Raw genomic sequence first — 14,194 nt, forward strand, 5'->3', positions numbered from 1 at the left:
GATTTACTCCTTACCTTTCGTGTAAACCGCTCTCAAGAGTGGTATAAATTGGTTTTAATAAATATTGAAAGACTGTTTTATTGCCGGTAATAATATCGACTTCGGAAGTCATGCCGGGCAAGAGCTTGTGTTCTTTGATGCTTCCAAGGTAAACTTGTTTGGGACTTACCCAACCTTTGTAGAAAAGACCTCCTCGTTCGTCGGAAAAAGTCGTCGGTGAAATACGCGTAATTGTCCCTTCAATAGAGCCATAGCGTGAGAAATCGTAAGTATCTAGTTTTACTTGAGTATTTTGGCCAGTTTTGACAAAGCCGATATCTTTTGGTGAGATTTTAATTTCAATACTGTAACCCGTGTTGATGGGGACAATTTCCGCGACGACGCCACCAGCAGGTATGACGGAGCCAATAGAGCTACGGGGGAGGCTTTTTATAATGCCAGCAATAGGTGATTTAAGTGTATTTTTATCAAGATTCGAACTGGATTCTTTGATTTGTTCCGTAAGTCCAGCGAGATCAACTAAGACTTGGCTACGCAATTGAAGCGCCTCAGAAAAAAACGAGCGTTTTATTTTGTCGACATTAGCTTCTACGCCTTCTAGCTGCTCAGTTAGATTTTTGCGATTATTTTGAGCACTAATTAAACGGTTACTCACTTCGGCTTCTTGTTTCCGCGCATTGAGAATCTCGAGTTTAGAGACGGAGTCAGCTTTTTCGAGATCTTCATACATTTTGAGGATTTCTTTATCTGCAGCTGCCTGCCTCCTCAAAGCGGGTAATTTACGATCAATTCCCCTGATTTGTTCTTGGATTGCATCTGATTTTTCCATTTCAACCGCAATGGAGGAAAAGAGTGCTTTATTACGACCGAGAAGCTCTTCTCTTTCTTCTTCAATGAGGTGGTGATATTTTTTTTCTAATTGGGTAAAATCGGGTTTGCGTTCCTGTACAAATGCTTTGAGTAACTCAGATTTTATTTGTAGGCCAATTTGTTTAGTACTGAGGCGATTTAATTCAGTGGAGGCATGAACAGGGTCAAAGGCTAAGAGCAGTTGTCCCTTCTCAACAATGTCGCCTTCTTTACAGAACAGTTCTGTTATTTGCCCACCCTCTAAACTCTGAATAATTTGCAGGTCACCAACGGGAATGACTTGCCCATGTGTCTTGGTGACTTCATCAATTGAGGTACTTGCGGCCCAAAAAATACCGCTACAAATAAAAATGGTGGTGAGTATAATAACTGTAGAGATGGCTTTTTTATTGGAGTCGAGATGATTGAGAGAAGATTCGTTAAAAACAGTTTGTGGTTGGTTTTTAGCGAGTTCAATAATTTCTTTGTATTGATTTTTTTTCATGCGGAAACCTCAGGTTTTTTTTCAATAGGGCCAAAGTGAGCGACTGATCCTTTATCAAGGATAAGAGCGTTATCGGCGAGTTGCATTAATTCGGCACAGAGGGTTGTGAAGAAGATTGTTTTATGTCCATGAATTTGTTCAAGTAAATAGATGAAGAGCGCTTTTTCTTTAGGATAATGAGCGCTCAGATTGATGTCTAGCAGTACAATGGGGGCATCTTTAATAAAGATATTCATCACTGAGAGGTGTCTCTTTAAATAGGGATCATCTAAGTCAGCCAATTCAGTTTCTAAAGTTTTACCGCAATCAAGAAGTTCTTTAGTGAACAAATGGGCCTCACATAAACTTTTGATTTTCTCTAATGAGCACTGAGGATTGAGTTCATGAAGAAAATCTATAATAGAGATGTGAGACCGTGGAACCCACTCACCCGCATAAGATAATTCATCACGAAAATGATAAGCATTAATATTTTTTAAATTACTAGTGCCGATCATAGCTTTGCCTGATTGGGCATCAATAGTTTTTGTGAGGATATTTATAAGAGTTGATTTTCCGCTATTATTAGGACCTGCAATGGCCGTGGTACTCTTAGCTTCTGACTCAAAACTAACCCCAGCGAGAGCAGGATCTTGGCTATTGTTGTAGCGGAAAACGACATTATCAAATTTAAAGCCCGCAGTTTCAGTAAAGATGTTTTCTCCGGAAGATTTTTCGTCTTCAATGGGAATATAACGATCAATTTGTGCGAGCGTATTTTTGAATTTAGGTAAGCGACCAAAAGACATAGCGGAGGACTGTATAGGTGAGGTCACTCGACGAGCGAGCATCATCGCCGCAATGAGGTCGCCAGCAGTTAATTTTTGATCCATCACTAAATAAATACCCGTGGCCATTGTGGCGAGACTCGTAAATTGGCTCAATACATATGATGAGTTTTGCATGAGCTGAGACAGCTTGATTTGAGTGCGATTTGCCTTGACGCTAATTTTATTAAAGTCATGATAGCGTGCTAACCAAGAATTTTTGAGCGCGGCGGCCTCGAGTTGCTGAGCATGGCGAGCCAAATCTATTTCGAGATTAAGCTTTTCCTTCTGAGCATAAGAAGAACTCATCGAGGATTGGCTTATGAGTTTATTAAAGAAAGGAATAATTAGGGCATAAATGACAATCGAAATTAAAGGCACAAGAACTAACCATCCTCCTGTGATAAAAATAGTAATGAGTGAAATGCTTAAGAAAGGTATATCTAAGAGTGATAAGCCTGAATTACTAATGAAAAAACTACGGATGGCATCGATTTCTTTAAAACGACCAATCAGGTTTTGGTAGGGTTGGTTAGCACTTTGTAGAAAAGGTAAATTAAGGATTTTTCGGCCATATGATAAAGTGAGTTTATAGGTCCATGAGCGACAAATATTAGCAGCCAATCTCACACGAACAAAGCGGAAGCTAAACAGAAAAATCATTGCTAGAACAGCCCCAAAAGCTAAGTGGCTTAAAGTATTAATCGACTTTGAAGGAATGGCCATATCATAGACGTGTCTGGTGAAGAGCGGAATGACAAGAGCTAAGAAGCCTAAGATAGATGAGATCCCCAAAGCTAATATGATTTTCGGCCAAAACAGTTGTAGGCTGGTCCAGGACCAAGAACGGATTTTAGCTGAGTGATCAGTCAAGTCAAGGACTTTAAAAACATTGACTTTATGCGGACGGTCAATAGCAGATAGTTGTTCTCCGTTGTGAACGAGTAGTTGATCCCCTTTATCTTCTAGAATAACAAGCATTTCTTGATTGATCTCTGCAATGGCAATATGATCAAGAGGAGTTTGCGAGAGTTTATTTTCTTCGAGTACGTAACCCAGGCTAAGAAGAATGAGATGAATGGAGCTCGAATCAAGTTTTGGTTGTTGACTGATGATGCTCGCCAATTGATTGGAGGTTCCTTGCCAATTAACAGCGCTTAAAATGATGGGTAGGGTCTTTAAGCACGCATGATCCTGTTCAAGCGATTCAATAAGTTCAATGACATCTTGATAAATTTTTTCTGAGTTATGCATTAGCGACCTCCATTGCTGCCATCAAAGCAGCTTTTTGTGCGGATCTCGCTTCTGCTTGCTTCTTTTCTTCAAGAAGAAACTCATTCTTAGTTAACATCAGAGGATCCTTTACTAAAATCATAAAATCATCTAATGAGTGAATGAAACTGATGAAACGCCAACGAGAAGCGGGGTCAAAAGAGCTTAAAATATCTTCAATGAGAATAAATTTTTTATTAGAAATCAGAGCTCGAATAAGAGCGATTTGTATTTTGGTTGACTTGTCATAGAAATCGAATCTATCGTTATTAACAGGATCCTCGTAGCCCTTGGGGAGCTTGTTGAAATATTCATGGAGTCCGAGTTGTCCTGCATAATCCAAGGCCTCACTGGCGTAGATTTTTTTAAAGGCAGTTAAATTTTCAATTATGGTGCCTGAAAACAAAGGGCAATGGCCGTCGATTTTAATAAAGTCAGGTTCTGAAATTCTATGATTATTGTATTTTAAATCAAAATCGTCAAGATTATCGAGAAGGTAAACACCTTCAATGCAGGGAGTGCTGTGAATACTAATAGTTTGAATCTGAAAAAACTCTTTGAAATCTTGGTTTTCAAAATGACTCAGCTCTTCTTTTGCGAGGGCATTTTCCTGTAAGCGTACACCGGTGTTGAGTAATGCACCTACGGGAGCAATACAACGCCCTGCCAAGATAGAACAAGCTGCTAGGGCTCCCGTAGTTAACTCTCCTTGAATAACTTTGTAAGCACCAAAGCTAATGACGGATATGGTGGAGAGCTGACTAAGGACTTGGATAATGGAGCTCAGGTGAGATTGAAGTGCTGCCTGGCGAGTCGTGTTAGAAATATGATCGCTTAGGATGTTGTTTAGTTGCGCTTCTTCAATAGCAACTAAATTATTTTTTTTCTTTGAATCAAGATGAAAGAAAAAGCCATACAGTCGTGCTTGGAGGTTTTGTTCATTGCTTTCTTTTGTAAGCGATATTCGTTTTGCGTAACGGGAAAGAGTAAGACTGCTGATGATCGCAATGATGAAGAGAACTCCAGGAACTAAAGCCACATCTCCAGCTAAAAACCAGAGGATATAAAGGTAGAAAAACACGAAGGGTAAGTCAAGTAAAGCGACAATGCTTTGGCCGGAATAATTGTTTTTGAGGATATTTAATTTATCAAAAAAAGTACGAACTCGAATGGGGCTATACTCTTTCGATGAAGTCATTATTTTATCGGCTAATAGAATGGGAGCATCAAGTGCATAGGCTTCGCTATAGATCTGCAGTACTAAGGCCCTTAGATAGCGGAATAAGCCATCGATTACAACAGCGATAAAAGCTGCTGAGAAAAGTAATAAAGCGGTCGAAACGGAATTATTACCTAAAATTCTATCGTAGACATGAAGCATGACAATAGGAACAGTTAAGCCTAGGATATTAATCATAAAAGACGCCGCTAAGACATCTAGATGGATGTTTAAAAAAGGAACTATAGTTTTTGTTTTGGGCATGATAAATTTCGTCCTACCATCCACCACCTAGGCTTATAAAGACTTTCGAAGTTTGAGAGAGAACTTCACGGTAGTTATCCAAGTAACGTTGCTTTGAATTGATTAGCGTCCGCTCAACTTCAAATACTTCAAGATGTGAAATAAGTCCAGTCTCAAAGCGTTTCATCGTTTGTTGGTAAGAGACTTCCAATTGATTAGTACGTTCTTTTTCGATGGCTAATTGCTGACGGCGGTATTTGATGTTCATTATTGCTTCTTCAACATCATTAACTGCGGAGAGTAGAGATTTTTTGTACTCTATTTGTTTTGATTCAACAAAAACTCCGCGGCGTTCAAGTTCAACTTTAGTAGCAGGATCAAGTGCAGGGAAAGAGATTTTAGGTAAAACTGAAAGAACCCAATTATCGGTGATGCTCGCTAAGCTTGCAGAGGACATTGTGTAGTCTAGACCTACAGAGACTTGGGGAAGGCGTGCCACTCTTGCGGACTCTTCGTTAAAGTAAGCTTCACGTAAACGTAAGTCAGCGGCAATAACGTCGGGTCGTCGCGAGATAAGTGAAAAGCTCAATTCTTTTGGAGGCTCTGGAATACTTATGCTTTGTGTCATTTTTTGATGTTCAAGCGTAATCGCATGAGGAGCTCTACCAAGTAGCAGATTGAGTTGCATAGCGAGGACTTCTCGTTGACGTTCAATATTGACTAAGTCTGATTTTAAACGGAGTACTTCCGCTTTTTGGGATGATGCTTGTTCTTTATTTGCGAGACCAATTTTTTCTCTATTGACGTACATGCGCAAAATCTCTTCAGTATCTTTAATAGCCCATTCATGAAGTGACTGTTGTTCATCAAGCATGCGAATATTGAAGTAGATATTCGCCATGTCATTGATGACTTTTAGGTAGGCGCCGCGGTAATCGGCTTCAGTAGCTTTGTATTCAGCTAAAGCACCGCGACTAGCGGCTTCTAAGCGGCCCCAAATATCGGCTTCCCAGCTCACATGAGCATTAAATTTTGAACGAGATTTGAAGTTGCCATCATCACTACTAGTAGATCCAGGCTGAGAGATGCTGGAACTAAGTTTTGGGATTTTGTCGAACTGAGCATCAGACACAGCTAAGCGAGCGAGATCGACTCTTTTAACTAATAATTTAAGATCTAAGTTTTGGTCTACTGCCTGTAAGATAAGGTCATTTAATGTGGGATCATCAAAAGCTTGCCACCAATCTTTATTAATTTTGAATGGACTCTTTGAAGTAAAATCTGCTTTTGCATCATTTTCGACAGATTTAGAAATCTCATTTTTTTTATTAATTTGCTTCGTTTCTACATCTTTCATGTTTCCACAGGAAACCATAGCTAGAGTGGCACTGAGTGCCATAAAAGTGTTTTTCATATTTAACTCCCAAAATATTATATGAGGATAATATAATTGTGGAGGCTACCGTTGCACTACTTTTTTCAGTAGGTTTTACAAATTAGCAGAAAAAAAAGCCCAAAACCGAAGTTTTGGGCTTAAGAGCGAGTGATGAGACTCGAACTCACAACATTCACCTTGGCAAGGTGATGCTCTACCATTGAGCTACACTCGCGTTGTTGAGGATGATAATACACACAGTTTTATTTTGATCAACTGGCTTTGAAGAAAAAAACTGTTTTTTTCTATTTGTGTTTTTAGGGTGAAGTTAATGAACTCAGCTCAAGAGAGAGCGAGCGGACTTTAGGTAGCCAAGAGCTTATTTTATTTATCTCTATGTTTATAAGTCATTTGTAGGTATTCTTGAGCCATTTCGGGAGTCAATAATTCGAGCATGAAGTGATTATCAATCCAAAATTCCACCACGCGAAAAGATCCACGACGAAATTCTGCGGCATGCCAATTTTGCTCTTTTGCGATACTTAAAATTTCTTGAGTGGACAGATCACAAGAAATAGCAGCGTGTACGGCAGTGTAGTGCGGAGTTTCTTGAATTTGAAAATGACAGGCTTCCGTGGCATTGCCTGGGCGCAGGCTGGTATCGGCGGGATAGATTTCTAAAGCAGAGCCAAAGTCGTCACCAAACCACAGCATGTAAGCATTCGGTGTAGGAGAGAAATCCGTGATTTTACCCTTGAAGATTTTTTGAAGGACGAGAGCGGTTTCTTTTGGCTTGAGTGTGGGGATTGAAATATGATGGATCATTAGTGGGGGCCTCAAGCTTATTTACTTTCTCTTAAGTATATGTGATTAAGTTTGAACTTAAAATTTTCTTAGCAATTTAAATACGATCCTTGAGGCCATAAAAAAGCGCCGTTTAAGTAAACGGCGCTTTTAGAGAAACTTGAGTGCTGAATTATTTTACAGCAATAAGCTCGATATCGAATACAAGTGTTTCACAAGGACCGATTTTAGGTGGGCTACCAGCTGCGCCATAAGCGAGTTCGTAAGGAATGAAAAGTTCCCACTTGTCACCAGCTTTCATGAGCTGAAGAGCTTCCTGCCAGCCTTGAATAACGCCATTAACTGGGAAAGATACTGTTTCGCCACGTTGGTATGAGCTATCGAAAACTTCGCCATTAGTGAGGCGACCTTCGTAGTGAGTTTCTACTGTACATGAAGCAGAAGGAGTTTGGCCATCACCACTATTGACAACGCGGTACTGAAGACCACTCGCAGTTGTGATGATACCATCTTTCTTGCCGTTTTCAGCTAAGAATTCTTGGCCAGCAACTGCAAGGTGCTTGGATTGCTCAGCAGTTTTAGCTTGCATACGCTCTTGAAGCTCACCGAAAATGGCTTGCTCGTCTTCTGCAGTGAATGGGCTATCTTTACCTTCAGAAGCTTCGAGAATACTAGCTCCGAGAGCAGTGAAATTAAGTTCTTCGGCAAGGCCTTGGCCTTTGAGGTTATCAAAAATTTGACGGCCAATAATGGCAGACAATTTATCTTGGTCTGTACTCATGTCTTTTCCTTGTTATATGTTTGACTGCGTGAGTATAAGCTTAGAGCTCAAGCTGTCAAGTTAAGCAAGGAAAGAGCTCGTGGAGAACGCAGTAAGCTGAGCTTAAATCACCTACAGTCCATTCAGGAAATAAGATTGAGTTTATCGATTAGCAAATAATAGGTCGACCCAAAGTTTGTGTGTGAACTGCAAATCCAAAGATTTAAAAATGAGTTCAAAGCCGATGGTTACACCATGTCCAGGACCGTCAGTCGCCTGTAACTTATCAGCACTCCCCAAATTTGTAAGGATTAATAGAGTTATTAACCATCAAGCGAAGATAGTGGTGACTAGAAGGCACCTCCGGGAGTGTTTTACCTTTAGCCAATGTCATGGTGTAGATGTTGTTAGAGGCTTCATAGTTCTGCCCATTAATTCCGTTTTGTGATGAGGACCTAAGCGTTAAATAAATTCAGACCTCAAGAGCGCTAGCAAGCCTTTGTAAGAATAAGCCAACATCGGTAACTATTCCCACGGCCTCTAAGCTGCCTCGATCAGCGAGTTTGCTGACCACTGCGGGATTAATATCGACACAAATAAGCTGGACCTCAGAGGGAGTCATATTACCAACCCCAATAGAATGCAGCATGGTGGAGAGCATGAGAATCATTTTACAGTCTTTGATGGCCTCGGCATAGCGTTCTTGAGCGACAATGAGATCCATGATGGCATCGGGTAGGGGACCATCATCGCGAATTGATCCAGCAAGGATATAGTCAACTTTATTTTGCACACAAGCATGCATGATTCCGGATTTAATGACCTTCTGCTTGACGGCTTCTTCAATGGAACCTGCGAGGCGGATCTGATTGATGGCGCGCAAGTGATGCTGATGGCCTCCCGCAATAGCTTGGCCCTTTTGTAGATCCACACCTAAAGAGGTGCCAAAGAGGTTGTACTCAATATCATGGACCGCGAGCGCATTGCCGGTGAGCAAAGTATCAATAAATCCAGCGCGGATCATTTGCTCGAGGTAAATCCCTGCACCAGTATGAACGACCACGGGGCCAGCAACGACTGCAATTTTAGCACCAGCGGTTTTCAGTTTTTTCATTTCATTGGCGAGTGCTTCGATTTGACCTTCGACACGGCGTTCGCTAGAAACGCCACTGCTCATGAAACTGAAGCTCTCGGTATTTTGATCTGGAGTAATGGGCTTATCTACTTTGAGGCCTTGGTCGCCAATTAAGATTTGATCGCCCTCTTTGATATCGCGTAAGACTTGGCAAGATATTTGTTGTTGATCAGCACTCAGGATAATGACCCCATCCATGCGCCTATTTTGAAGTTCAAGCCATTGACTTCCACAGAGTACTTGAGTGGGATAAATACTCGTGCTATAAAAGTTTTCAGGTGCGACGCCGTCTTTTGGTGAGGGAGCAAACTGTGCTTGCAAGGAGGCGGTCATTAATTCTACGCCTTGGCCCAATAATTCTTTTAATACGGCATCCATGCGAACTTGATTAGGCGCGCAAATTTTTAGCTTAGCATGAGAGGCTTGATCCGTACGCAGTGCGGGGACAAGCTTAATCAATTCAAAACTGAGCCCCCCACGATCAAGGCAATTCAGAATCTCAGAAAGTTCACCCGAGTCGAGTAGGTGACCAGATAGTTTTAAATGCGCCGTACAAATCGTAGATTGCAGATTAGCGGAGGGACTCGCGGCAACAATGTTTTGCTGCTCGAGTTTCATGGTCAAGCATTTGACCCCACCGCCAGCTTTCATGAATTCACTCACAGCACAGATATGGATTTGATAACCTCGATCATTCAGTTTCTCAATGAGCTCAGGACTCATGGCATTTGTAAAAATATGTTCTTTGATATTAAAGAGATTACAGGCGAATTGGCAGGCATCTTCTTCGCTGACTAGGATACGATTTGCGGGACTTATGCGTTGTTCTATTTCACTAAGGGAGAAAGCATCAAAGGCATTGGGAAAATAGAGGGCTTCACCAGCAGAGAGCGGCGCAAAGCAGGTATCCAAATGGTAAAAGCGGGGATCTATCAGTCGTAGTGGAATGACTTCAATCTGCCAAGATTTCATAATGTGGAGCTGAACTTCTAGGCAAGATCGAACCCCGTAAGCGGCCCATAAAAGGCGCTCATTCGCTTGGAAAAGCGCATCTCCTTCACCTTCAAAACTCAATGATCGTCCGAAATCGCTTAGCTGATAGTGGAGCTTATTAAATTCATCGTAAAAGATGCTTTCTTCTGCTTGGCGTTCAGTCAAGCGAAAGCGTGAGAGTATCATATTTTCGCCTAAGCTGAGCCCGCCATTAGCGGTAAAGACTAAATCCGGCATATCCTCTTGCGCTGGTATGCAGTGGATATCTACATATTGAGCTAAAGTTTTATATAGGTAGTTCCACTGATCACGAGCTAGATCACGATTGACTCGCCCAATCTGACCTTCCATCCAGGGATTGATCTCATAATTGACGCCGAAATAATCCGGGCGGCACATGACTATTTTTTGCTTTTTCATAAGAGTAGGACTCCTAAGTTTAAAAACGCGTATTCACCTAATATACATCTGGCGATTGATGGAAAATAGTCATTTAGCAAAATTTTGCGGGGAGTTTTTTTTCATTTTATGATTCTACCGTGTTTAGTTTAGAGGGGGACATTTTAAATTAATCGAGTCGATGTACTGCTAATGAATCAAAATCAAGACATTGAAAGAATTCTCGAATTTGTAAAAAGTGCGAATTCGCCTGAGATAAAATCGAGCTTAGAACGAGGGCAGCAGGCGGTCGACTTAAGTAGGCTCATTTTAGAGCAAGCGGATAAAGTGCGTCATGATGACGAAAGGTTAAGAGATGAAGAACTAGCGCGCATGTTCGACGATCCGCAGGGCAAAGCTTTTAGCACGGCAATGCACGATCAATGTTTCCGCAGTGAAAATTCTAAGCGCATAGCCGATCAGATTGGCTACTTATTAAAAAAATACGGTACGCCGAGTTTCCTTGATCACTGGGCAAGAGTGGAAATTGATGTTTTTAAGAGCTCGCCACTATTCTTGAAACAGCGCTTGGTGCCACTCATCAAGAGATTAATACGTAAGAAAACAGCGGGGGTTATTTTTCCAGGTGAAGAGACTGGCTTGCTGAGCCACGTTCAAAAAAGAAAAGATCAAGGAGTGATTAGCAATGTAAATCGTCTCGGTGAAGCGATCCTAGGCGAAGCAGAAGCTCATAGCCGTCTAGAGACTTATATTGCGGATCTAGAAAAGCATCAGATCGCGTACATGTCGATAAAAATCTCCACCATCTACTCACAGATTAATACTCGCGCATGGCATCAAAGCGTGGATATCCTGGCCGGTCGCTTGCGTTGCCTTTATCGTGCGGCAATAAAAAATGCTGGAGATGAGCAAGCCTGCTTTATCAATTTGGATATGGAAGAATATCGCGACCTGCGCTTAAGTTATGAAGTTTTTAAAGAAGTTCTTGATGAAGATGAATTTTTGCAATACCGAGCAGGAATTGTGCTACAGGCTTATTTGCCCGACTCCTATGCCTTGCTCGAAGAGCTCATCGCTTTTTCTCAAAAACGTTGTGATCGTGGGGGAGTCCCACTCAAACTACGAATCGTTAAAGGTGCGAACTTAGCCATGGAAAAACTTGAGGCGGCTTTAGATAGTAGTGTGCCGGCCCCGTTTCCCGATAAATTATCCGTGGATAGCCATTTTAAAAAAATGCTTCATCTCGCCTTGCGTCCAGAGAATGTAAGATCACTGAATATCGGCATTGCATCGCATAATCTTTTTGACTTATCTTATGCTTTGCTTTTGATAGCAGAAAATGGAGTGGAGGCCTACTGCGAGTTTGAAATGCTAGAAGGCATGGCACCACATATTCATCGAATTATCAATTTATTGAGCGGCAAAACGGTGCTTTACTGCCCCGCGGCTCGGGCCTCAGAGTTTAATAATGCAATGGCTTACCTCATTAGACGCCTTGATGAGCAGAGCGCAGAGGAGAACTTTTTGCGTCATTCCTTTAAACTTCTAGGCGATCAGCAGAGTTTTGCTAAGCAGAGTGAGTTTTTTTTACGGGGTATTGAAGGCCTTGAGGCGATTGACTCATCATCGCGGCGCAATCATCTGCCAATATTAAAGAAAACCACGCTAGAAGAAAATTTTCATAATGAAATGAATACGGATTTTGTCTTGGAGTCAAATATCCATCGCTTAAGAGGTGAAACGCTAAAGACTGTGAACGAGCTCCTAGAGTCAAGCCATCCGAGCCCTATTCCGCTAATAATTAATGGCCAAGAAATACACAGTAAACAAACAGCCTCAGGGATAAGCCCCGATACGGGGAAAGAATTTTATGATTATAGTTTAGCCGATGCGGCGGCGATAGAAAAGACTTTGCGATGTGCGCAAAATCAAACGAAGCTGATTGTCTTTGACGATTGGCCTAAAAGGGCAGATAAATTACTTAAAGTAGCGGAAATCATGCGCCACAAGCGTTTCCATTTGTGTGCACTTCTTATGGCAGATGTGGGCAAGAGTTCTTTAGAAGCCGATGGCGAAGTCTCCGAGGCAATAGATTTCTGTGAATACTACGCCCGCTCAATGGCTCAATGGCAGCACTTGCCCAATTTGAAGATGCAGGCCTTGGGTAGCGTATTGATTTGTTCGCCATGGAATTTCCCGCTAGCGATTCCAACAGGAGGTATTGCAGCCGCTTTAATCATGGGCAATGCCTGTGTTTTTAAGCCCGCACCAGAAGCGGTATTGGTGGGCTACGAATTACTAAATATTTTTCATCAAGCGGGCTTTGATCCATGTGACTTACAGTTTGTGAGCTGTGAAGATGAGCCACAGGGTTCCAGCTTAATTAAAGATTCACGTATAGATGCAGTGGTGCTTACAGGAGCAACTGAAACGGCACAGTATTTCATGAAAATGAGACCAGGACTCCACTTGATGGCTGAGACGGGGGGCAAAAATACGATGATTATTAGTGAGCTCAGCGATAGAGATTTGGCGATTAAGGACTTAGTGGATTCGGCCTTTGCTTATTCAGGTCAGAAATGCTCAGCTTGTTCTTTGGCCTTTATTCATCAGTCTCTCTATCAAGACCCTAAGTTTTTGGAAACGCTTAAGGATGCGGCGCAATCGCGCACGGTAGGTCAAGTCAGTGATCAACGCTCTTTTATTACACCACTGATTCAGCCTGCGCAGGGCAAATTACTGCATGCAATTGAATCTTTAGAAAAAGCAGAGACTTGGTTGCTCAAGCCAGTCTTGCACGAGGACTCGGCTCATTTAGTGAGTCCAGGAATTAAGTTGGGTGTCACGCCTGAATCAGTGACTTATCGTACGGAACTTTTTGGTCCAGTACTTGGCCTCGTCGTTTATGAGGATTTGGAAGAAGCTATAGAACTGATAAATGCGGGTGACTATGGCCTCACTGGAGGAATCCACAGTTTGGACGAAAGGGAGCAACAATTATTCTTGGAGAAAGTTGAGGTGGGCAATACTTATATTTGCCGAGGCATTACGGGAGCGATGGTGGAACGTCAGGCTTTTGGGGGCTATAAAAACTCTTCTTTTGGTCGTGGATTCAAAGCAGGAGGACCCAATTATCTTTTGCAATTTTGTCAAATTCATGAACAACTTGAGCACGAACATAAATGTATGGCAGTACATGCCCTAGGGGAGTCATTGCAAGAGTTCTTATCTAAAAAAGAACTCGACTTCTGGTCGCGTTCAATAGCGTCGTACCAAGAAGCTTATGAAGATGAGTTCAGTCAAAATCACGATCAGCAAGGCATTGCTGGGCAGGCAAATATTTTTCGTTATCGCAAGTTAAAAGTTATGCATTTGGCCCTTCAGAGCAGCGATTCAATCCTTGAAGTCTGTCAAGTTTTATCTGCGGCACAAGTTGCGGGAGTCGCAAACTTGCGAGTCTTTGCTAAAAGCACAGATATAGAGCGGCTTAATCTACAAAGCTTGATAAAAATCTTTACTTTTGAGCTTAATATTTTAGACGAAGACGATTTTTCACAAGCTTTAAAAGTATCACCGATGGGACGGATTCGACTCATCCATCAAGCGCCAGAAGCTTGGCTTCGTGAGGCAGCGGAGCGCTTTATTCCTTTGCAAGCCTGCCCCGTTTATTCAACAGGTAGACTCGAGTTGCTACATTATTTTCACTCTCAATCCCTCAGTATTGATTACCATCGCTACGGCAATAGTGAGCAGGGGTTTTCTCTCTCCTAAGTATCGCGGGGTACATTTATTGTGATCGCTAGCAATGAACGGAGAGATCCTTGTAAATCATCT

The 14,194-nt window shown here is 41.9% G+C and carries 8 protein-coding genes and 1 tRNA gene; 1 reads left to right on the forward strand and 8 read right to left on the reverse strand.

Translation table 11 applies throughout. From position 1 onward, the window contains the following. Nucleotides 1-10: 10 nt before the first annotated feature. The 8 genes from PQO03_RS11730 to PQO03_RS11765 form a co-directional block, all read right to left on the reverse strand. Nucleotides 11-1,354, reverse strand: coding sequence for an HlyD family type I secretion periplasmic adaptor subunit (locus PQO03_RS11730; protein WP_274153383.1), 1,344 nt, complete (start codon nucleotides 1,352-1,354; stop codon nucleotides 11-13). Next, nucleotides 1,351-3,414, reverse strand: coding sequence for an ABC transporter transmembrane domain-containing protein (locus tag PQO03_RS11735; protein ID WP_274153384.1), 2,064 nt, complete (start codon nucleotides 3,412-3,414; stop codon nucleotides 1,351-1,353). Before PQO03_RS11735 ends, PQO03_RS11730 begins: the two co-directional genes overlap by 4 nt. Next, entirely contained in the window at nucleotides 3,407-4,915 is a 1,509-nt protein-coding gene (locus PQO03_RS11740; protein WP_274153385.1) for an ABC transporter family protein, read from the reverse strand. The genes PQO03_RS11735 and PQO03_RS11740 overlap by 8 nt, the downstream gene beginning before the upstream one ends. 13 nt (nucleotides 4,916-4,928) lie before the next feature. After that, a complete protein-coding gene (locus PQO03_RS11745; RefSeq protein ID WP_274153386.1) occupies nucleotides 4,929-6,308 on the reverse strand; it encodes an efflux transporter outer membrane subunit in 1,380 nt (459 codons plus the stop codon). Nucleotides 6,309-6,432: 124 nt separating this feature from the next. After that, nucleotides 6,433-6,504: transfer RNA gene (locus tag PQO03_RS11750), tRNA-Gly, on the reverse strand. Between the two features lie 149 nt (nucleotides 6,505-6,653). Then, nucleotides 6,654-7,094 carry a hypothetical protein gene (locus PQO03_RS11755; protein WP_274153387.1) on the reverse strand — a complete coding sequence of 147 codons (441 nt, stop codon included), beginning with the start codon at nucleotides 7,092-7,094 and terminating at the stop codon, nucleotides 6,654-6,656. A 151-nt stretch (nucleotides 7,095-7,245) separates the two neighbouring features. Continuing rightward, entirely contained in the window at nucleotides 7,246-7,854 is a 609-nt protein-coding gene (locus PQO03_RS11760) for a BamJ family beta-barrel-assembly machinery protein (protein WP_274153388.1), read from the reverse strand. Between the two features lie 451 nt (nucleotides 7,855-8,305). After that, nucleotides 8,306-10,381: an ornithine cyclodeaminase, nickel-pincer nucleotide-dependent gene (locus tag PQO03_RS11765; protein WP_274153389.1), complete on the reverse strand. Its 2,076-nt coding sequence runs from the start codon at nucleotides 10,379-10,381 to the stop codon at nucleotides 8,306-8,308. A gap of 171 nt (nucleotides 10,382-10,552) precedes the next feature. Between PQO03_RS11765 and PQO03_RS11770 the strand changes: the two genes are divergently transcribed. Next, nucleotides 10,553-14,131, forward strand: coding sequence for a proline dehydrogenase family protein (locus PQO03_RS11770; protein ID WP_274153390.1), 3,579 nt, complete (start codon nucleotides 10,553-10,555; stop codon nucleotides 14,129-14,131). The last annotated feature ends 63 nt before the right edge of the window (nucleotides 14,132-14,194 follow it).

This window comes from Lentisphaera profundi, from assembly GCF_028728065.1.
GTDB classification, from domain to species: domain Bacteria; phylum Verrucomicrobiota; class Lentisphaeria; order Lentisphaerales; family Lentisphaeraceae; genus Lentisphaera; species Lentisphaera profundi.

Coding starts and splice junctions, on each gene's coding strand:
- PQO03_RS11770 (WP_274153390.1), top strand. CDS start 10,553: ATGAATCAAAATCAAGACATTGAAAGAATTCTCGAATTTGTAAAAAGT.
- PQO03_RS11760 (WP_274153388.1), bottom strand. CDS start 7,854: ATGAGTACAGACCAAGATAAATTGTCTGCCATTATTGGCCGTCAAATT.
- PQO03_RS11755 (WP_274153387.1), bottom strand. CDS start 7,094: ATGATCCATCATATTTCAATCCCCACACTCAAGCCAAAAGAAACCGCT.
- PQO03_RS11735 (WP_274153384.1), bottom strand. CDS start 3,414: ATGCATAACTCAGAAAAAATTTATCAAGATGTCATTGAACTTATTGAA.
- PQO03_RS11765 (WP_274153389.1), bottom strand. CDS start 10,381: ATGAAAAAGCAAAAAATAGTCATGTGCCGCCCGGATTATTTCGGCGTC.
- PQO03_RS11745 (WP_274153386.1), bottom strand. CDS start 6,308: ATGAAAAACACTTTTATGGCACTCAGTGCCACTCTAGCTATGGTTTCC.
- PQO03_RS11740 (WP_274153385.1), bottom strand. CDS start 4,915: ATGCCCAAAACAAAAACTATAGTTCCTTTTTTAAACATCCATCTAGAT.
- PQO03_RS11730 (WP_274153383.1), bottom strand. CDS start 1,354: ATGAAAAAAAATCAATACAAAGAAATTATTGAACTCGCTAAAAACCAA.